Source organism: Acinetobacter sp. YH12105, assembly GCF_013419095.1.
In the GTDB taxonomy this organism is placed as follows: Bacteria; Pseudomonadota; Gammaproteobacteria; order Pseudomonadales; family Moraxellaceae; genus Acinetobacter; species Acinetobacter pseudolwoffii.
In genome coordinates this window covers 1-21614 of the sequence record NZ_VPAU01000022.1, presented here as the reverse complement: position 1 = coordinate 21614, position 21614 = coordinate 1, and the positions used below count along the sequence as shown (strand labels likewise).

12 protein-coding genes and 3 pseudogenes are annotated in these 21614 nt (G+C 38.5%); 11 read left to right on the top strand and 4 right to left on the bottom strand.

The features are described 5' to 3' along the window. Position 1: 1 nt before the first annotated feature. Positions 2-889, bottom strand: coding sequence for a LysR substrate-binding domain-containing protein (locus FTU44_RS13365; protein ID WP_159516677.1), 888 nt, complete (start codon positions 887-889; stop codon positions 2-4). 180 nt (positions 890-1069) lie between these two features. Between FTU44_RS13365 and FTU44_RS13360 the strand changes: the two genes are divergently transcribed. The 6 genes from FTU44_RS13360 (at position 1070) to FTU44_RS13335 (ending at position 10069) form a co-directional block, all read left to right on the top strand. Next, on the top strand, positions 1070-1819 hold the full coding sequence (locus FTU44_RS13360) for an SDR family NAD(P)-dependent oxidoreductase (protein WP_180051110.1): 750 nt from the start codon (positions 1070-1072) through the stop codon (positions 1817-1819). Positions 1820-1895: 76 nt separating this feature from the next. Beyond that, a complete protein-coding gene (locus FTU44_RS13355; RefSeq protein ID WP_180051107.1) occupies positions 1896-3194 on the top strand; it encodes an MFS transporter in 1299 nt (432 codons plus the stop codon). Positions 3195-3209: 15 nt separating this feature from the next. Next, complete coding sequence (locus FTU44_RS13350; RefSeq protein WP_100535581.1) at positions 3210-4055, top strand: transketolase; 846 nt, start codon at positions 3210-3212, stop codon at positions 4053-4055. 13 nt (positions 4056-4068) lie between these two features. Then, positions 4069-5073: a transketolase family protein gene (locus FTU44_RS13345; RefSeq protein WP_100535580.1), complete on the top strand. Its 1005-nt coding sequence runs from the start codon at positions 4069-4071 to the stop codon at positions 5071-5073. A gap of 161 nt (positions 5074-5234) precedes the next feature. Then, a complete protein-coding gene (locus FTU44_RS13340; RefSeq protein ID WP_100535579.1) occupies positions 5235-6497 on the top strand; it encodes a carbohydrate porin in 1263 nt (420 codons plus the stop codon). Between the two features lie 131 nt (positions 6498-6628). After that, entirely contained in the window at positions 6629-10069 is a 3441-nt protein-coding gene (locus FTU44_RS13335) for a pyruvate carboxylase (protein WP_218944672.1), read from the top strand. 197 nt (positions 10070-10266) lie between these two features. Here FTU44_RS13335 and FTU44_RS13330 read toward each other — a convergent pair. Then, positions 10267-10674, bottom strand: a pseudogene (locus FTU44_RS13330) (IS3 family transposase); the annotation flags it as partial. Positions 10675-10867: 193 nt separating this feature from the next. Here FTU44_RS13330 and FTU44_RS13325 point away from each other — a divergent pair. The 4 genes from FTU44_RS13325 to FTU44_RS13310 all read left to right on the top strand — a co-directional run bounded on the left by FTU44_RS13325 (position 10868) and on the right by FTU44_RS13310 (position 20843). After that, on the top strand, positions 10868-11539 hold the full coding sequence (locus FTU44_RS13325) for a hypothetical protein (RefSeq protein WP_005105953.1): 672 nt from the start codon (positions 10868-10870) through the stop codon (positions 11537-11539). After that, positions 11536-16605 carry a tyrosine-type recombinase/integrase gene (locus FTU44_RS13320; RefSeq protein ID WP_180051098.1) on the top strand — a complete coding sequence of 1690 codons (5070 nt, stop codon included), beginning with the start codon at positions 11536-11538 and terminating at the stop codon, positions 16603-16605. Before FTU44_RS13325 ends, FTU44_RS13320 begins: the two co-directional genes overlap by 4 nt. Positions 16606-17398: 793 nt before the next feature. Then, positions 17399-19054, top strand: coding sequence for an HNH endonuclease signature motif containing protein (locus FTU44_RS13315; RefSeq protein ID WP_159516663.1), 1656 nt, complete (start codon positions 17399-17401; stop codon positions 19052-19054). A gap of 556 nt (positions 19055-19610) precedes the next feature. Beyond that, on the top strand, positions 19611-20843 hold the full coding sequence (locus tag FTU44_RS13310) for an ATP-binding protein (protein WP_159516662.1): 1233 nt from the start codon (positions 19611-19613) through the stop codon (positions 20841-20843). Between the two features lie 17 nt (positions 20844-20860). Here FTU44_RS13310 and FTU44_RS13305 read toward each other — a convergent pair whose 3' ends face one another. Then, entirely contained in the window at positions 20861-20992 is a 132-nt protein-coding gene (locus tag FTU44_RS13305; RefSeq protein ID WP_289845708.1) for a diguanylate cyclase domain-containing protein, read from the bottom strand. 65 nt (positions 20993-21057) lie between these two features. Between FTU44_RS13305 and FTU44_RS13300 the strand changes: the two are divergent. Further along, positions 21058-21278: pseudogene (locus tag FTU44_RS13300) on the top strand (IS1 family transposase); the annotation flags it as partial. Positions 21279-21434: 156 nt separating this feature from the next. On the opposite strand, the pseudogene FTU44_RS13295 reads toward FTU44_RS13300, so the two are convergent. Continuing rightward, positions 21435-21614: pseudogene (locus FTU44_RS13295) on the bottom strand (IS5/IS1182 family transposase); the annotation flags it as partial.

The following is a 21614-nucleotide window of genomic DNA, read 5'->3' as shown; positions in this document are numbered from 1 at the left end:
TTTACCATTCACTACTTTTGTTAATTTCTTCATTAATCCAGTTTAAAAAATGGTTCACTTTGAGAATGTTCTCATGGGTACGTGGATAAACTAAGTGGTGTGCGGATATGGGCACGGATAAGTCATCAGGGAAGACTTTGACAAGTTTTCCTGACTCTAAATAATTTTGGGTAAGTAAATTGCTTTCAAGGACGAATCCGAGTCCATGTGTGGCTGCTTCAAGTGACATGTAAGAGCGATCAAAACTAAAAGTATAAGGAAATTCAGGAACACTTAATCCTTGGTGAGCAAACCATTGGGGCCATGTCACGAGAGTAGACTTTGATAAAATTAATTCTTTTTTTAATAAATCTTTAGGCTTAGTTACTGGACTACGTTCAAGTAGTTTAGGGGAGGCAAGAACTTCTAGTTTTTCACTTCGAACGGTTCTAATTTCGACACCTGTCCAATTGGGAATACCATGACGAATATCAATATCAATTTTATCACGCGTAAAATGAAGGTTTTCATAAGAGCAAGATAAATTCACCTGAATAAGAGGATATTGTTCTTTAAATGATTCCAATCTTGGCAATAGCCACAGAAGTCCAAAGCTAGGAGAAGAATGGATATATAAGCTATCTTTTGGGCTTTTATCTGATGCTTGTTCAGTTGCTAACATCAAATTATGCAGGATAGTCGTTACATCTTGATAATAACGCTCACCTGAAGGCGTTAAAGTAACTCCTCGTGCGCCTCTTATAAATAAACTTTGACCAATCATTTCTTCTAATTTTGCTATTTGATGACTGACAGCAGATGGTGTGAGACTTAAAACCTCTGCTGCTTTTGCCACATTTCCTAATCGAGCAGTTTGTTCAAAAGCTTGTAAGGTTTTAATTGCAGGCACCTGATTGTAATTTTTTTCACTACTCATGCTATAAAAATCCATTTTTATTTTAAATCACTACCTAAAATATCACAGACATGAATTTTATTCATGTCTAGTTGAGTTTAACCTTATTGCTGCGACTTATAAAAACAGCGAGACTAATTAGGAAGAAAATAAATGAATGAGGAAGAACGACAAATGTTATTACAAGGAAAAGTAGCGTTAATCACAGGTGCTGCATCTGAGTGTGGTATCGGGCGTGCAACAGCAGAAATCTTTGCGCAACACGGTGCAAAAGTCATTATTGTAGATTTAGATCTTGTCCAAAGTCAGAATGCAGCAAAAGCACTAGGTGAAGGGCATTTGGGTCTTGCTGCAAATGTAGCCAATGAAGAGCAGGCACATGCAGCTGTTCAGCAAGCACTTCAGCAATATGGAAAGATAGATATTTTGGTCAATAATGCAGGTATTACCCAACCTGTAAAAACACTTGATATTAAACGTAATGATTACGATCGAATTTTAGATGTTAGCCTACGTGGCACACTCATTATGTCGCAAGCCGTGATTCCATCTATGAAAGAAAATGGTAGTGGAAGTATTGTTTGCTTATCTTCAGTTTCAGCACAACGTGGCGGTGGTATTTTTGGTGGCCCTCATTACAGTGCTGCTAAAGCTGGGGTTCTAGGGTTGGCAAAAGCAATGGCACGTGAATTTGGTGCAGATAACATTCGTGTGAACTCACTTACGCCAGGTCTTATACATACCGATATTACTGGCGGACTGATGAATGATGACCGACGTCATGACATTCTGGCTGGAATTCCACTTGGGCGTTTAGGCAAAGCCCAAGATGTTGCAAATGCTGCACTCTTTTTAGCCAGTGATTTATCTACTTATCTAACGGGTATAACGTTAGATGTAAATGGCGGCATGCTTATTCACTAAAGTTCAGTGTTAAACATTTAAAATAACATCATGGTCACGAGAGGATATTGTGGCCAAGTGTAAAGGGACTCGCATGATGGATACTGTACTTTCATCTAATACGGATGCTATTCGTAAATCAGCATATCGGAAAATTGCATTTCGGCTGATGCCATTTTTAATGCTTTGTTATTTTTGTGCCTACCTAGATCGCGTAAATGTTGGCTTTGCCAAACTTCAAATGATGAGTGATTTACAGTTTAGTGAAGCTGTATACGGCCTCGGTGCAGGTATTTTCTTTATTGGATATTTCTTATGTGAAGTACCCAGCAATATTGTATTACACAAAGTAGGCGCCAGACGATGGATTGCTCGCATCATGATTACATGGGGTATTTTGTCAGGCTGTTTTGCATTTGTTGAAACAGAGTGGCAATTCTATACCTTACGCTTCTTACTTGGTGTTGCTGAAGCTGGATTAGCGCCAGGTCTATTACTTTATCTTACATATTGGTTCCCCTCTTATCGTCGGGCCCGTATGACTGTGCTTTGGTTTATTGCGATTCCAATTTCAGGAATGATCGGTGGGCCTCTATCTGGCTTAATCATGGACCAAATGAACAATGTGCAAGGGTGGCATGGTTGGCAATGGATGTTTGTACTTGAAGCTATACCTACAGTGGTTGTTGGTTTGTTAGTCCTCGCAGTTCTTAAAGATTCTGTTCAAGATGCACATTGGTTAACAAGTGCTGAAAAGAATTTAGTTCAACAAGAAATTTCACAAGATAATCAGCAGAAAGAAGGGCATAGCAGTATTAAAGACTTCATTAGTGATAAACGCTTGTGGTTACTTGCTGGAATCTACTTTTGTGTCGTAATGGGACAATATGCAATTACTTTCTGGTTGCCGACATTAATTCGTAACTCGGGTATTAGTGACAACTGGCATATTGGCTTGTTGACCAGCCTGCCTTATATGTGTGCCATAGTTGTAATGCTGTTAGCAGGCCGTAGCGGAGATCACTTTAGAGAGCGTCGCTGGCATTTAATTATTCCTATGTGTGCTGGTGCAATTGCACTGACCTTCGCAACATTGTTTGCCTCAAATCTAACCCTATCGCTGATTTGTTTATGTATTGCGGCATCGGGTGTACTCACTGCATCTTCTTTGTTTTGGATGTTGCCAACCAACTTTTTAGGTGGTGTTTCAGCCGCTGCTGGTATTGCTGGAATCAATAGTTTTGCCAATCTCGCTGGATTTTGTTCTCCATTTCTCATCGGCTGGATTACGACTAATACAGGTTCTAATGCCATAGGTATGTTCTTAATCACAGCAGTTTTACTTGTCGGTGCCACACTGGTAACGCGCGTTCCAGCAAAACTTGTTAATCGTTAATAAGAGAAGTTAATCATGTCAAATATTAATAAAGAAGCTCGTATTGCTGAACTACAGCAACGTGCCTATAACATTCGTCAACATGCGTTACGTATGGGACAAGTACAGGGCCAAGGTTATGTTGGGCAGGCCTTAGGTGCAGCTGATCTACTTGCAGTTTCTTATTTTCATGCAATGAAATATCAGCCTGAGAATCCTGAGTGGGAAGGACGAGATCGCTTTTATCTTTCAATAGGTCATTATGCAATTGCTTTATATGCAGCTTTGATCGAAGCAAAAGTTATTCCACTTCAAGAACTAGAAACTTATGGTTCTGATGACAGTCGTTTACCTATGTCAGGCATGGCAACGTATACCCCTGGTATGGAAATCACAGGTGGTTCATTGGGTCATGGTTTAGGCATTGCGGTAGGTGCTTGCCTCGGATTAAAGCAAAAGAAATCAGAATCTTTTGTTTATAACTTCCTATCAGACGGTGAGCTGAATGAGGGCTCGACATGGGAAGCTGTCATGTCAGCTTCACATTGGAAATTAGATAATCTCATCGCAATTATTGATGTGAATAATCAGCAAGCCGATGGGCATTCAAGTGAAATTCTAGCTTTTGAACCGATTGTAGATCGTTGGCAGTCTTTTGGTTGGTATACCCAACGCGTAGATGGCAACAATATGGAAGCTTTACTTGATGCTTTCGATCAAGCGAAAAGTCACGAAGGAACATGCCCAAGGGTCATTATTTGCGATACCAAAATGGGTAAAGGTGTTTCATTTTTAGAAAGCCGTGAAAAAACACATTTTATTCGCGTGGATGAACGTGAATGGGATGAAGCTTTAAATATATTAACCCATTACGGCAAATAAGGAGTCTAGATCCATGAGCCAATTAGCGAACTCTCCTAAGAAAAAATTAAAAACGTCTGCCATGATTGCTTCTATTGCTGCAGAAGGGCAACCAACCAAGTCTGCACCATTTGGACATGCTTTAAATGCACTAGCGAAAGAGCGTGATGATATTGTTGGATTATCAGCAGATCTATCCAAATATACAGATTTACATATTTTCGCGAATCAAAATCCAGACAAGTTCTTTCAAATGGGAATGGCCGAACAACTCTTGATGAGCGCTGCTGCTGGATTAGCTCGAGAAGGTTTCGTTCCTTTTGCCACGACTTATGCTGTTTTTGCTTCACGCCGAGCTTACGATTTTATCTGTATGGCGATTGCCGAAGATAATCTAAATGTGAAAATTGTAGCAGCCCTTCCTGGTTTAACTACAGGATATGGACCAAGTCACCAAGCAACAGAAGACATTGCCATTTTCCGTGGAATGCCAAATCTAATGATCATTGATCCATGTGATGCCTTGGAAATTGAACAGGCTATTCCGCAGATTGCTGCTCATCAAGGTCCTGTTTATATGCGCTTGTTGCGTGGTCAAGTTCCATTGGTACTGGATAAATATAACTACCAATTTAAATTGGGTAAGGCCCAAGTCATTAAGCCTGGTAAAGACCTATTGATTATTTCTACCGGATTACTGACCATGCGTGCGCTTGAGGCAGCGGAAGAGCTAGAAAAAGAAGGGGTAGAGGTTTCTGTATTACATGTACCTACGATTAAACCATTAGATGAACAGACCATTTTAGACGAAGTAGCTAAAGGAGGTCGTCCAGTTTTAACTGCTGAGAATCATTCTGTGGTTGGAGGCTTAGGTGAAGCAGTTGGAACCTTGCTATTAAGAAATGGGCAACATCCACGTTTTGATATGATTGGTTTACCTGATGCATTTTTAGATGCAGGCGCATTACCAACACTACATGATCGTTATGGTATTTCTACAGAAGCCGTTAAAGCAAAAATTAAAAATCACTTAACCTAAGAGAGTCCAACTCTGTTAGTGAATTGAGCATGGTGTATGACAGGAGTCCCGCCATGCTGCAATTTTATCACACCACTTTTAATCCAATTTAATCATTCAAAATAGCTTATTCAATTAGCTGTTTAGGGAAACTTATATTCAAAATTTGCAGGGATTGTGCAATGAAAAAAAGTAATTTTTTATGTCTTATTAGTGTACTTATTGGAACAAATACAGCTTGTTTTGCTGAGAACTTATTTGATGTAAATCGGACAAATTTAACAGGGGATTGGGATGGCAAACGAACAGCTTTAGCAGATAAAGGAATCAAATTTGATGCTAGTTCCAATCTCGATATTGCTTATTTAGCAGATGGTGGATATGCCCCACGACAAGACCCAACATATGTTAGCCAGTTTTCACTCGGTTCAACTTTAGATTTAGAAAAATTGATAAATGTAGACGGGGTGAGTGTCAGAGTATTAATTATGGCAAGACAAGGGCAAAGTGTATCAGTAGAGCAGATTTCCGATCCGCAAGCACCGCAATTGGCCAATGTACAGGCAAATTATGGTCGGGGTAATTCGGGTACAAGGCTTGCAGAACTGTCGATTGAAAAGAATTTCAGTAACGCAGTTACCAGTATTCGAGTTGGGCGTTTTGCCATGGGAACCTATTTCAATGTGATGTCTTGTGACTTTCAAAATAATTCTTTTTGTGGTGCACAAATGGGGAAATGGCAAGGCAATAAATGGATTAATGCACCTGTAAGCCAGTGGGCAGTAATGTCTAAATATAGTTTTAATCCTGAAGCTTTTATTCAATTTGGTGTATTCGAATATAACCCAAAAAACTTGGAAGAAAACGAAGGATGGAATCTAGATACAAAAGATGCAGACGGTTTTAATATTCCTGTCGAGTTGGTATGGCAGCCTAAAAACGCAGTTAATGACTTGCCTGGAATATATCGTATAGGAGCATTTTATAATACTTCTGATGAGGCCGATAATCAAAAGGACATCGTAACAGGAGAGTCTGAAGATAATACATATGGAGTATGGGGAGGAGTAGAACAGCAGTTATCGTCTAGGAATTTACCAAATCAAGGATTATATGGATTCATGAACTTCAGTTTCCATAATAAAACTACGAATAAAATTGGAAATATGCAACAAGTTGGTTTGAAATATATTGGTCTTTTAGATACCCATGCAAATGATATTTTTGGATTAGCAATAAACAGAATAAGTGTTAGCGACCGATTCCGTGCAAACTATTCAAATATTAATGAAGATGCTGAATATAATTTCGAAATTAATTACTCCTACTTCCCTGTTAAATGGTTAATGCTACGACCAAATATGCAGTACATCATCCATCCAGGTGCAACCAATTATATAAATAACGCTTTAGTACTAGGCTTCAGTTCGAAAATTATTTTTTAAAAATTAATGAATTGTTATTTCAGCTTTTGAAATACGAACTTTTCCTTTACTAGCTAAAAAAATATTTAGCGCCAAACTACGAATATCTTTAATAAGATTATGAATATATTACGAAATAAATGGGTATATAAATGATTAAGCCTATCCAGAAAATACTTATTGCTAATCGTGGCGAGATCGCGATTCGAGTCATGCGTGCTGCCTCAGAAATGGGCATCCGTACAGTTGCAATTTATGCAGAAGAAGATAAATTTGCCCTGCATCGCTTTAAATCGGATGAAGCTTATCAGGTAGGGGCAGGGAAAAAACCAATCGCTGCCTATCTGGATATTGAAGATATTATCCGTATTGCAGTTGAGGCAGGGGTAGATGCTATCCACCCAGGTTATGGCTTCCTGTCTGAAAACCCTGAGTTTGCAGAGGCTTGTAGCCAAGCTGGCATTCGCTTTATCGGTCCAAAACCAGAAGTAATGCGTCAGTTAGGCAATAAAGTGATGGCCCGTAAGGTTGCAATGGTTGCATGTGTGCCAGTTATTCCTGCTACAGCAGCACTACCTGAATGCATTGAAGACTGTCAGTTACTGGCAGCTGAGGTAGGCTATCCACTCATGCTCAAAGCGAGCTGGGGCGGTGGAGGTCGTGGCATGCGCGTGGTTGAACATGAGAAGGAACTCGAAGATGCAATTACTGTTGCACGTCGTGAAGCCAAATCTGCGTTTGGCAATGACGAAGTTTATCTAGAGAAACTGATTCGCCATGCCCGTCATGTAGAAGTGCAGATATTAGGTGATACCCATAGCAATATTGTGCATCTATTTGAACGAGATTGCACTGTCCAACGACGTAATCAGAAGGTGGTTGAGCGTGCGCCTGCACCTTATTTGTCCGAAGCCCAACGTAATAAAATATGTGAGGCCGCTTTAAGATTGGCTCGCGCAGTAAATTATACTCACGCCGGTACGGTCGAGTTCTTAATGGATGCTGAAACAGAAAACTTCTATTTTATTGAAGTTAACCCGCGTATTCAGGTGGAGCATACAGTCACAGAAGAAATTACTGGCATTGATATTGTTAAAGCACAAATTCGGGTGACTGAAGGTGCCGCGATTGGAGATGGTAGCAGTTTTATTCCACCCCAGGAGCAAATTAAACTGTTAGGCCATGCATTACAATGCCGTCTCACCACCGAAGACCCTAAAAATGGCTTTATGCCGGACTATGGACGTTTGACCGCATTTCGTAGCGCAACTGGTTTTGGGGTACGGGTAGACAGTGGTACTGCCTATACTGGTGCAGTCATTACGCCTTATTATGATTCATTACTGGCTAAGGTAACGGTTCGTGGTGCAAGTGCGGATGAAGCTAATGCCCGTATGCTACGAGCATTACAAGAGTTTCGTATTCGTGGTGTTTCAAATAATTTGGCATTTCTAGAAAATGTGGTGACACATCCTCTATTTACACAAGGTACCTGTACTACCCGATTTATTGATACCACTCCTGAATTATTTAACCTTAAACCTAAGCAGGACCGTGCGACAAAGTTATTAGAGTTTTTAGGTGACATTACCGTCAATGGGCAACCTGAACTTAAAGGACGTCCGCTTCCTGAGACAGTTCCAGCTCCAGCACAGTTACCAATATTTAACTTGAATCAGAATATTCCAAGCGGAACCCGAGACCAGTTTAAATTACTGGGTGCAGAAGGGTTCTCAAATTGGATGCTAGATCAAAAGCGTGTATTGGTTACTGATACCACTATGCGTGATGCCCACCAGTCCTTATTTGCAACACGAATGCGGACCGCAGATATGTTGGCTATTGCACCTTATTACTCCCAGATGGCCAGTGAGCTATTTTCACTAGAGTGCTGGGGGGGCGCAACCTTTGATGTGTCGATGCGTTTTTTAAAAGAAGATCCGTGGGAACGTTTAGCTAGACTTCGTGAAGCAGTGCCGAACATTTTATTTCAAATGTTGCTTCGCTCATCTAATGCCGTGGGTTATACCAACTATCCAGATAATGTGGTTCACCACTTTATTGCACAGGCAGCACAAGGTGGAATCGATTTATTTCGTGTATTCGATTCGCTAAATGCAGTTGATAACATGCGGGTTGCTATTGATGCGGTTCGAGAGTCGGGCATGTTGTGTGAAACAGCAATCTGTTATACCAGCGATATCTTTGACAATAACCGCAGATATAACCTCAACTACTATGTTGATATGGCAAAGCAGCTACAAAAGGCAGGAGCCAATATCCTGGCTATTAAAGATATGGCGGGGATATGCAAACCAGCCGCAGCACGTGAGCTGGTCAAAGCATTGAAAGAAGAAACCGGACTGCCAGTTCATTTTCATACCCATGACACCAGTGGTATTGCAGCAGCCAGTATTTTGTCAGCAATTGAGGCAGGCGTAGATGCTGTTGATACTGCCATGGATGCCATGAGCGGTCTCACTTCACAACCAAGCATGGGCTCTGTGGTTGCGGCCTTACAAAATACAGATCGGGACACAGGACTTAACCCTAACAACCTGCAACAGCTTTCGACATACTGGGAAGGTGTGCGCCATATCTATAAGCCGTTTGAGGCGGATATGCGTGCTGGTACAGCTGATGTCTATCATCATGAAATGCCGGGTGGACAATATACTAACTTGCGTGAACAAGCTCGTTCAATGGGTATTGAAGAGCGCTGGACGGAAGTATCTGATGCCTATGCACAAGTTAACTTATTGTTCGGTGACATTGTTAAAGTCACTCCAACCTCTAAAGTGGTGGGTGATATGGCCTTATATATGGTATCGAACAATCTTAGTCCACAAGATATTGAAGATTCTGAACTTGAAATTGATTTCCCTGAGTCGGTGGTTTCCCTGTTTAAGGGGGAGCTAGGCATACCAGTACATGGTTTTCCAGAAAAGTTACAGAACAAGGTATTAAAAGGTGCAGCCCCGTTAAATGACCGTCTTGGTGCAGTTATGCCACCAGCCGATCTGGCGGGTAAAAAAGCAATGCTTGAGAATATGTTTGGGAAACTAGTCACTGAACAAGAATTGGCGTCATACCTGATGTATCCAAAAGTCTTTACCGACTTTATGCAGCACGAAATGAAATATGGCACGGTCTCAAGTATTCCATCTTCAGCGTTCTTTTATGGTCTAAAAGAGCAAAGTCCAGTCGAAATCGAACTTGAACGCGGTAAAGTACTCGAAATAAAACTGTTGGGCCGCTCAGAAGCCAAGGATGGAGTGATTGATCTGTTTGTAGAGCTGAACGGCCAGTTACGTCTGGTTCAGATTAAACAGGCAAGCCAAAAAGAATCGACGGCTCATTCAAAGGCAGACCCGAAGAATACAAAACATATCGGTGCTTCGATGCCGGGCATGATTAGTACAGTACCTGTAAAACTTGGTCAGTCTGTCAGGAAAGGTGAAACCTTATTTACCATTGAAGCAATGAAAATGGAGATTGTGATTAAAGCTGATCAGGACTGTGTGGTTCAGGAAGTTTTAATGGGTGTGGGTAATCAGGTTAAAAATATGGATTTAGTTTTAATATTAAATTAAAAGATTTAGTTATAATTTTGGCACTGTTGCAAATAGAGATTTGAGTCGATGATGTTCCCTTAAAAAGTTCTTAGAGATCGAAAAATCTGTTGATTAGATGTATTAATTCAGACTTGATCGGACATAGCTCTTGAAAAATAGGAAGTTACCCATTTTGATGTGTGCTGAAAAAACAGGACACTTCGACTTGGGAGATTCTATGCAGCCAATTTAAAAAAGTCCTCTGCTGTTTGATTTGGTGTTTTAAAATCCAGTCCTTTCTGAACTCTCTGCTGATTATAAAATAGCTCTATGTATTTTGTAATATCTGCTTTAGCTTCCTCTCTTGTTTGATAGTTGCGATGATGAACCAATTCATTTTTTAATATTCCCCAAAAGCTCTCAATCGGTGCATTATCGTAACAATCACCGCGTTTAGTCATTGAACCCTGAAATCCATATTTTTCAAGTATATTCCGATATTCATGACTGCAATATTGACTACCCCTATCTGAATGAACGATCAAGCCTTCAGTTGGCTCATGATTGCCAATAGCCATACTCAGTGCATTACAAACAAGCTGTGACGTCATACGCTCATTTAAGCTATAGCCAACGATTTGTTGGCACTGTTGCAAATAGGCTGACATGATAAGCTAAATATCTTAGATTGGTGTAAAAATAAAGTTAGTAAATAAATTATATAAATCAAATACTTTTTTATTAAATATAAAATTTATTTGATTTAATTTTGTTAATTTTGGGACTGTGTTATTCTACTATTGTGACGCTAAAAATAACTTACCTGTGCAGAAAAAAATGATGACACCATTGCTCATTGATGCATTAACAATTTCTGAAGGCAGGTTTGAAAAACCATGCCCAGTTTTAGTTTTGAAAATGATGTTACTCAATGAGGAAATGAGCCGGGAGTTTTCAGAAAAAATTAAAAATCAAGCATTACTACTGCTCGCGATATATCGTAAGTTACTGCTTGCTGTCGATAGGGACTTATGTAAGGTAAAAACTCTAAAGGATAGTGTGAAAAGAAGACACTGGGCTAAAGTGGATAAAGCACAGGACAAGATGGTGGTTGCAGGCCAACTTCGACTAAAGAGTTTAGATCCAGAAGAAATGATTTTATTTTTAAATACACAGCATTTTTTGAAAAAGCTGCCGATTTCCTTTGTTCAAGAATTGGTTAATTGGGCATCACCGGTGGTGAGTGGTAATTTTTTAATCGAAAATGTTTTAGCTGGTTATATCGCCCAGAAGCTTTTGCCATTAGAAAGAATTAAAGTGAAAGAGCTGGGCAAGTCTGTGCAACCATATTTTCATTTAGCTAACTTTTCTGTATTTTTACCTCGACTGGAGGAACTTTATCAAAAATATCAGCAGCAAATTGTTCGTGTGGCACCAATGGCAGAAGTTGCTTTGGCTTTAACAGACTTGAAGAAGGCAAGAGTCTATCGTATTCGGAGTAGTTCATGAAAAGTTATTTCAAGAAGCTCCTAGAATGTATTAATCAGAATGAAAATATAGAAGAAAAAGAACTGATCCAAGCATTATTTTTGTTGCGTGCACACTATAGCTTAGCCGGTATCGTTGTCATTTGTCAGCGAATCTTCACATTGATTGGGGATGATGAATTACCAGAATTTCGTGATGAGCTTAATACGTTAAAGATCATTAGTAGATTGCAGGATTCTAAGAAATATGCACATTTTTTCTCAGAAACAATAGATAGAAACAGACATACACCCACGCCATTACGTCCATACACTGGAGACAGTGGAATTTGTGATTTGCTATTGATTCAAGCAGGAGAAAATCATAATAATGAGAGTTTTGATACTGTAATTATTTGGTTTTTAGAGCAAATTTTTCATTTTCAAGACAAGGTACATGCTCTTGAGCTTTATAGTAGTTATTTAAAGGGTGATGGAAGCATAAAGCTGAAAGACCAAAAAGGATCTCGTGTGTACAATGCCTTTTTAGCGATTAGGCTATTAGGTGATGCTGGTAATACACAGATTTTAGAAGATGTAAAAGCTTCACTGCTTCAAAATTCACCGAAGCAACTGATTCAGTTAATGTCTGTTCATAATAATGATGAACAATTAAATAAAATTTATTATGCATTAAAGCTATTTTTATCACAAATCTGGCGAAATAATCGGCTAAAAAATAACAAAAAACGTCGAGAGTTTTTACACCGTATAGGGATAAAGCACAAAAAATTGATCCTGCAACGATATGGTTCATTAAGTATTGCTATTCAACCTTTAGAAGATGTAGATGAAATTCATCGTGGTCTAGTCTCAGATGTATTTGAGCATGATGAGATTGAAGAAGATGAAACACCATTGGAGCCCTTGTTTAGATTTTTTTTGGCAGAACAATCCGATTTACTTCGAGGGTTTTATGCATCTAAGTCGACTTCTCAACATATTGAAGCTGCAAATGTTGGTTTAGTTTGGACCAAATCGCGATTGTCCTTAAATTCAATTCAAGAAGTATTTAGACTCTGTCAACCATCTCATACAGATACCAGCATGATGTTACGCGCAAAATTAGCTTTGATATTAAGCTTGCTCACCGGACGTCCGGTGGGTGAATTTAAAGCGCCAAGTTTTAGTCAAAATACTGGTCATAATAATATTACTGGTCATAATAATATTACTATTAAGTATGATCATACTTTATCTGCATATGTATTGAGTATTTTAGCTGGGACACCAATACTCAAAAAAAAGCCAAAAAAATCTAAATTTCACGTGCCATGGACCAACGAGTTACATTTGATTTTACCGATTGAACTCAATGATTTGGTGAGTCAAGTCAAAAATCTTGGGATTACAAGACAGCATATTGCAGTTGAACGTGACGCGAGTGAACTGATTAACCGTGTACCTAAAGAGCTAGAAATCAGCCTCAAAAGCATTCGAGATATTCTTCCACGGTTGTTATATGATCATAGCCAAGGTGATTTAGCTGTCGTTAAAGCAGTGACGAATGCATCAGGTCGAAATTATGATAACTTGATTCATTATGCCTCTTTTGAACAGAGGCAACTTGAGCAACTCTGGGCTGCTTGTTTAAGAACGATAAAAATTAATATTCCTGAATATATATACTCTTCCAATAAGCGGGTGGGTAGCCCGACAGGGATCAAGATTGCTGAAATACAAAATGAAATTACACGCATAAAAACAACGATAAATCAGGCTGCCGAACAGAAAGATTGGCAGATGCTCTTTGATAACTTAACGTTGTATACAGAATTATGGATGAATCTTGCCACTGCAGGAAGAGGGATTAAGCAACCATTTTCAAAGTGGATCAGTCAGCAAAGTTGGGCATTGATTCAAGATAAACATCGTCCAGATGAATCAACCGATCGCTATGTGCCATTGACGGGAGCGTTGATCAGACAGATTCAAATTTTACGTGGTTTGATGGGAATGTTGGGGGAGCAAATTGAGCTACGTGTTGATTTATCATCTTATGCTGTGCAACTGTATGATCCTCATCAGATTGAAGATTTAATTAGAAATTGGGCACGGAAGTTGGTTCGCTCTGATGATAATCAGTTATCTGGACGGTTCAAGGATGCTGGACTTGGGCACTGGGTGCGCGGTCGTTATCCATGGGATATGTTATCAGTATTTCCTGTATCAACATTTAAACAACAGTGGCTTGATGTACAAGAAAACTTGCAAAAACAGTTAGGTTTCGAATGTCTTGATGTTTTTGATTTTTTAGCAACCCAGAATATTCCAACATTTGTTTTAACCCAGGAAACTAAAACAGTTCAGGCAGAGATGAAGCCGAGAATACAATATTCAGAAAATGACGTGGAAGAATGGCTGAAAAACTCTGAGTATGAGCCCTATTGTCAGTTGATTTTTGAAGGAAATCCTGAGCCTCAAGTATCTTTAGAGCTTGGACATGTATTGGCTTCTAATTTAGCTAAAAATTCAAAGATTGATTTGCCACAAGCGATCAAGGCATATTGTGCTTATATTCGTGATAAAACTAAAATTCCTTTATTCGTTCAGCTTCCTCAACAAGCGAATCGCACATGGCTGACATCTGAAAATAATTTTAGTATCTGGTGTTATATTGAACAGAACTTACTTGCTCTTATTCAGAGAGATTTAGAACATTTACCTGAATATCAAAATTGTGATATTGAAATAGGACGTTTGCTGGTTGTACTGTCCCTGTATTCGCAACTGTGCCGAGTAAGCCATTTACAAGCGATGTTGGAGTTTATTGCTTCTGATCAACATATAGTCGCTATGGGGAATAGTCGGCTCGTTGAGCTGACAGTGAATAATGATCGATCTGTGACGAAGATACGCCGGACAGTACTGTTAAGTCCTTATGTCTCGACATTAATTTTAGTAGACCGACAGTATTTACAGCCCCGATTAAATGAGATTTTAGGAAAGTCAAGAAATCAACAAAGAACAGCTTGGCAAAAGTGTTTTAATAGATATTTAAAGCAAATCGGGTTTAAGTCAACTCTATCGTTAGCTCAATGGTTGAAAGCTTTACAGCAAAATGTGATGCTCAATAGCACTCCGTTGATTGCAGGTTATATATCAGGCCAAGTTCTGACTGAAGATCTTTCCATAAATGAATTATTACGCTTATCTGGATATGAAAAATTAACCATAGGTTTAGATCGTACTGAGCCAGAAATTGAAATAGACATAGACGATGAGCAATTACATTTGTCTGATATTTTGGCGATAGTTCAGCAGCTAAAAGATGAGTCTAGATCAAGCATTTGGCTTAAACAGCTCGCCAATATTAAAACGAATCACGACTCAGTCAATTTATTAACGAACTTTGTGCAATGGTTGATTCGACGCTGTGAAGCAGAAGAGTTAAGTCAACAGAATCGAAATATGATTCACCTACATTTGGCCATCGTTAGTGCAGGTATATTGGGATTTTCAGAAGACTTAACAAAAGATAGCCAAATTGATGAAGATGTATTCCAAAAATGGATGGAGTTGACGCAAGAGCATTTTCCACACCGCAAGCATCTTGCGGCTTGGAATCGCTTTAGAGATTTTTTAATTCAGTTAAATGATGATCGGATAAAGTTACACAAGCGTGCAGCACATCAAGCAAGTGCTAAAGTCTTTTCAAAAAATGAAGTGCAGCAGATCGTTCAAATCTTACAATCTGTAGAGTCTGGGGTGAATGATGCTGCTTTACGTCTAGAGATTCAGCGTCACTTTCGTTTATCCGCAGCGATGGGGGTACGCCGTTCAGAGACACTTCATTTACGACCTTTAGATATTGATGAGGATATGCTGCGAATTCGCCCTTATGGCGTGCATCGGTTAAAAACAGTTGGATCTGAACGTGTTGTCCCGATGTGTTTATTAAGCCCGATGATTCAAAAGGGATTGAACGATATTTATAAAGATCAGAAAGAATCTATATTAATGTCTGATGAAAACAGGGGGAATAGGCCCTTTTTTGGTCAAATATCTCAAATATTAAAGCAAGTCACAGGAGATGTTGATCTCAGCTTACATCATTTAAGACATACATTTGCAAGTGCGTATACTTTAAAGTGTTTACAAACAACGGTAGATTTTCAAGCGCTTAAGATGGAACTACCATGGCTACAAAATTGGATGCCATCGAATGAGCAATTCAATACGCTAGTAGGTAATGAAGGACAGGTTGGACAAGGGATTAAGGCGATTAGTCAAGTGCTTGGCCATTTACATGAATCGACAACATTAAAGCATTATATTCATATCTTATTTTTGGCTACGTATGCCTATAGTATGCAACAACAGCAACCCAATTTACATACTGCTTTTTTTAAGCGAGTCATGAGTCGGAGTAATTTATTCAGGCATTTCCAAGCAATTCATCAACAGAATGGTAATCTAAAATATGAGTTGAGAGATATTATTGAAAAACATGTGCTCCAAGAAAGAAAAAGCCAGAACTGGGTAATCTATGCTCAAAAAAGAGGGAATTCGATTGGCAATGTAATTAAACATGACCTATTTAAAAACTTTGAAAATATTGAGCGGTATCTTATTTCTGGGCAGGGGCAGCCACGATTAGATATTGAGTCCTGGAAGAGAGCTTTAATTACGATGGCAAACATTCCGTCAGGTAAACGTGGTTCAAATATAGGAAGACATCCATTATCGACACAAGGAAAGTTAGCACGTTTGCCTGAATTACTCAGTGCTGTAGATTTTAATTCTGCACAAGAGATTTTAGAGCGATTTGATTATTTAGAACAAAACCAATCAGAAACTTATAATTGGTTAATAAAAAAATGGTTGTATGAAAGTAATGTAACAAAAGTATTGATGCATTTTACGGCAGAGGATGAACCTATGCTTTCAATCCTTACAGAACATCAGTTTTTTCCGATAGTGATGAAACATAATAAATATGATTATTTTAGAATTATGTCTCAACAAGTGTCATTAAGCGCCGTGCGATGGGTACTAGCATGGTTGAGTGTACGATATTTGGTGATTAGAGATCATATCAGAATTTAAGTAAATATGACTTACGCACGCTTTATTACATAAAGTTTTGAAAGACAGCGCTACCCTAATTGAGCTAAATTCAAGTGACAATTTGGGTATAAGTGCAGCCAAATTCTGTGAATTTGTTCAAGACAGCTACGTGTGCATAAATATCATTTACCTGACTACATCATACCTTGCATTTAATATGCTGCTAGAAGCCGTATAGCATCCTTCCTTGTGCAAATAGCCTAAGCATATATCGTTCAACCTAAGGGGCCTAGGAATCAGCGACTTTGATTTGTTCTTTGCTTTCAATTTGATCCATATGTTATCGATTTATATTTTTTTATTTAAAAATGAATAAAAAAATTCTAATTCGGTTTGACCAAAGAAAAAGATACCCATATGATAATTACATTACAGCAAAATCTGTAATCGGGCGTGGAAACCTGAAAATTACTACAGAAGCATTAAAACCGCTTTAGCGGTTTTTTGTGCTTATTATGCTTAGTTTGCCATTATGGTAGGCCAGGCAGGGCAGTCTATGACTGGCCGTCTTCTGTAGTGCGGTATTTCCACCCCTGTTTGGTCTACCTCCATCTCGTGGAAAAGATGGTTGTAGATAGTCAACTCTAAACTACAGGTACTAAACATGAAGATTTTATTATCTAATCCCCCCATTTCTCTTAGGTCTCTTTTGTTAGCGCTGACTGAATATTGACGGTCATTTAATTCATCGCTTTAACCAAATCGAACTATATACACTTTCAAATTTCGTACTTGAGCGAAAGTAGGACAGTGTTGTCTGGAGAAAATAAAAATGGGTCCAACACGATTATTGACCAATATTATTCAGCGTAAAGTCATGTTGCCAGAAGAAATGTCACCTTCAATGCAGCGTGACAATTTTGAAGTTGCACTGACTGATTTTGAAAAGCATCCAATCATCAAATGTTTATTTAAGGCGGATAACCAGCGTTCTACGGAATGTTGGAGCGTGCAAGAAATTGCAAACTTTATTGAGGATTGCACAGAAGATCAAAACATCAATTTATGCATTTTGTATTGGAAAGATATACACGGCAATATTTACATTATTGATGGGGCACATCGTCTTTCCTGTATTTATGCATGGATCAATAGATATTTTGCGGATGAGCAAGTCCCTCAAGCACCTAATTTCAATGATCAACAAAAACAAGATATTCGTTACCTCCGCAATTATTTAGGAGATCTTGCTGATTTTCAAAAAATTTGTACTGATGCCGAATTTGCAGAAAAAAAATCGAAATTAGGCGATATTAAAATCAGTTTCCGGCAGGTACTGGGGACTCCAGAAGATGCGCGACGGGTATTTCAATCGATTAACTCAGATACTAAACGTCTAGATAAATATGAGGAATATCATCTCAGAAGTCGCGGGAGTGACGCCTATTATGCGATCTATGCCTGTTGTTATATCAATGACAATAAATCTAACTTGGAAGAGCTCCAATATACACGTTTAAATTCGCTGATCGAGTTGGGGGAGAAGATCCATCAGCTGCTTTTCTCTACCATATTATTAGATACTGAAATGAGTCATGGCAAAAAAATTGGCTTGGTCAATGAGCTCATGAATATCATCGCGGGTGATCAGATTCATAATATCATGAGCCTGAATCAGGGTGAACGCGTTGAAAAGATCATGTCACATCTGTTTACGGTCCTTTGCAGAATGGCCACTCCTGTAAAAAATACTGGGGTTCCGAGTTTGGGCTTTCATCCATACTTATATTTTTATAAGGACCAGCGTTTTCAGATTACTTCTTTTCTTGCATGGTTTTCAATTGTGTATGAAATTCATGAAAGCCTCATGCAGATTCATCATCGAACGATTAGCTTTAAAGAGTTTACACGTGTCCGCCGTAGTATTGAGTTCTTGATTGCCAATTTTCCAGTGGCGACCACTGAAACGGTCGGTAAGTTCGGCAGTGGGATTAAAGGCTATGATCGGCTACAAATCGTTTATAAAGCCTTTATCTGTTTAAGCCTGGAAATGGATGTCGATTTTGAAGATGAAGAATGCCTGAACACCTTTATTTTGTCGATGTCAAAGGCTTTCAAGTACATCAACTTTAATGAGTTTTATTCTGAAAGATTTTTGGGTAATTATGATGATGGGGTTGTAGAGCATGTAGTCGGATATGTTGAATCGATTAGCCCGATCTCTCGATCAAAGCCCAAGGCCTTTTCAGCATTAACCAAAAATTTGCTTAAGCACAATTTTCTGGTGGGTAATCATAACTTTTGCCCCATTTGTGATGGATTAATCTATCTCGATTCTACTGAATCGGATCATCGGATTGCCAAAGCCGCAGGTGGCCAAGGGGTGCTAGAGAATGGTCTGCTGGTTCATCCACTCTGTAATAGAATGAAATCAGATCTGAGCCTGGAAGAGATTAGAGCGGATTTGTTTGGTGAATTACTGTATTAATCAGCAGAGTGATGAACTCATTTTCTCAAGTGTGTTAATTAATGATAAATCACATGATTTAACTTTTGATATATTCAGCCAGTGTAGCTTTTTTTAATTAAGTGCAGAATCATAGCTAGAAGCTAGCTGTAGTTTCTGAATGACCGTCAAGGTCCTTAGTTTTGCCCATTGATCCCTCTCTGGGCATTTTTTTTGATCAAAAATCATGTGTAGATGCCCTAGAATAAACCTTTTAGCATTTCATAAGCAATCAAGATTAAGCCTGACACCATCAGCACCACAAAAATGAGTTCCACTCTAGTTAACATATTAATTCCTTTTACTTTTCACTTAATTTATATAGCAGTTAAGTCGCAGCATCAATGACATAACATGACATGGAAAATAATCAAAAAGACAGAATTTGGATTTTTATCAGATCTACTGTTTGCATGCTTCAACAGTAGCTTTGAATGTTTCACTTAAACTTTAAACTTTTTTTAAAATTGAATATTTTTACATCTAGGTTCTAAACTTTGATAGAATTAATTAAAACTTTAGATTTCAAGTGTAAACAATGAGAAGCGCTAATATTCGACGTGATGGCTACTTAAAATTTCTGAATACATGGCAAAACCGTGATGTCATTAAAGTGCTTTCGGGTGTACGTCGCTCTGGAAAATCTACCTTGCTGGCGATGTTTCAACAAGACCTAAAAGCACAGGGGGTACAAGCCGAAAACATCATTGTCATCAACTTTGAATTTATGGAATTTGAAGAACTCACCGATTACCGTAAACTACATGATTATGTATTGTCAAAAGTTGATGAAAGCAAGAAAAACTATGTTTTTTTAGATGAAATACAACATGTTACCAATTTTGAAAAAGTAGTCGACTCTTTATATGTTCGGGATTATATCGATTTATATATTACAGGTTCAAATGCATTCTTTCTGAGTGGAGAACTTGCGACTTTACTCACAGGACGCTATATCGAGCAACATGTTTTACCCTTGTCATTCCAAGAGTTTAAACAGTGGCATATTGAAAATAATCCGATCATCCAACAATTATCCAATCGTGATTTGTATGCTATGTACACGCGAAGTAGTTTCCCCTATACGCTTGCCATGACCAGCCAGCAGGAAACCTATGATTACTTGCAAGCAGTCTATGCCAGTGTAATGTTTAAAGATGTTATTCCCCGTTTAAATACTGCCGATATTAACTCTCTCGAGCGTGTCGCAAGATATTTGGCAAGCGTGACAGGCTCACCCATTTCCATCAATAAAATTAAAAATACCTTTGTTTCAAGCGGGGTTAAAATCTCATTTGAAACAGTGAAGCGCTATATTCGGGGCTTACAGGACAGTTTGCTATTTTATAGCGCCGCACAGTTTAAAGTACGTGGGCGTGAGTTATTACAATCCTCTGAAAAATACTATTTAGTTGATGTTGGATTGCGCCGCATTATGTTGCCTGATGCTAATGCTGATCAAGGTCATATCTTAGAAAATGTGATTTATCTTGAGCTTGTCAGACGAGGTTATACGGTCTATGTAGGGCGGATTGATGAATATGAAATTGATTTTGTTGCTGTCGATACTTTACAGAATTTAACTTATTATCAGGTGGCATTAGAAACCCTCAATGAGGAGACACTAAGCCGAGAGTTACGTCCATTACAGAAAATTTCTGATTCATATCCCAAGTATTTACTTACCTTAGACACGATCGGGACTGAAGCCAATTATAATGGTATTGTAAAAATGAACGCTCTTGATTGGTTGCTGTCTGAAAATAAGTAAAGTGGAGTCTACTTAGGTTAGTTAAAACACACTCTGTTTCGGCCATTATTTTTAGCTTGGTATAAACGTTGATCTGCGGTTTCTAAAGCACTCATTAACTGGGACTCTGCATCTATTTTGGCGGCCCCAAAACTTGCAGTCACTCGAATCTGATGAACAAAAAGGTGCCCTTCAATCTTTTTACGTAAGTGAACCGTACCGGGTTTGTCGGAGGCGAATTTCGAGTAATTTATGGGACAGTTTTGTCACTGCTTTTAAAATTATAAGCAATCGATTGGTAAGTTCTTTACTGTAGGTATTGAAGGTAATAATTGCAGAATCAGGCATCGGCTCAGGCGTGGATTTAGGAGAAGCTGTAATTTTTCGAAAAAGTTAGAAAACCACTTTAAGGCTTTCGATTTAACCTTCTTCCACATCAATAATGGCTGCATTTAATCCCAGCATACTTTTTGAAACACCACCACTTCAATTCAAACAAATTTTAAGAAAAAATCTAAAAAAATTCTCTTTAGAATCTATAGGAAAAACCTAATAAGAATCAAGAATATATACCAAATGATAAAATTTTAAATATTAGGGTCTGTTGACATTTCAAGTATAGAATTTACCCGATAAAGGTAGCCAAATAAATATACAAGCTAATACAACTGCCCCCTCATAGCTACACTTTAGCTTATCATATCGTGTTGCTATTCCTCTGAACTGCTTTAACCTACAAAATGCATTCTCAACTAAGTGTCTGATTTTATATAAATACCAATCCATATGATC

What these genes read in the sequence shown, in the direction of transcription:
- FTU44_RS13310 (WP_159516662.1), top strand. Translation starts at nt 19,611, where the DNA reads ATGAGAAGCGCTAATATTCGACGTGATGGCTACTTAAAATTTCTGAAT.
- FTU44_RS13340 (WP_100535579.1), top strand. Translation starts at nt 5,235, where the DNA reads ATGAAAAAAAGTAATTTTTTATGTCTTATTAGTGTACTTATTGGAACA.
- FTU44_RS13360 (WP_180051110.1), top strand. Translation starts at nt 1,070, where the DNA reads ATGTTATTACAAGGAAAAGTAGCGTTAATCACAGGTGCTGCATCTGAG.
- FTU44_RS13355 (WP_180051107.1), top strand. Translation starts at nt 1,896, where the DNA reads ATGGATACTGTACTTTCATCTAATACGGATGCTATTCGTAAATCAGCA.
- FTU44_RS13350 (WP_100535581.1), top strand. Translation starts at nt 3,210, where the DNA reads ATGTCAAATATTAATAAAGAAGCTCGTATTGCTGAACTACAGCAACGT.
- FTU44_RS13320 (WP_180051098.1), top strand. Translation starts at nt 11,536, where the DNA reads ATGAAAAGTTATTTCAAGAAGCTCCTAGAATGTATTAATCAGAATGAA.
- FTU44_RS13335 (WP_218944672.1), top strand. Translation starts at nt 6,629, where the DNA reads ATGATTAAGCCTATCCAGAAAATACTTATTGCTAATCGTGGCGAGATC.
- FTU44_RS13315 (WP_159516663.1), top strand. Translation starts at nt 17,399, where the DNA reads ATGGGTCCAACACGATTATTGACCAATATTATTCAGCGTAAAGTCATG.
- FTU44_RS13345 (WP_100535580.1), top strand. Translation starts at nt 4,069, where the DNA reads ATGAGCCAATTAGCGAACTCTCCTAAGAAAAAATTAAAAACGTCTGCC.
- FTU44_RS13325 (WP_005105953.1), top strand. Translation starts at nt 10,868, where the DNA reads ATGATGACACCATTGCTCATTGATGCATTAACAATTTCTGAAGGCAGG.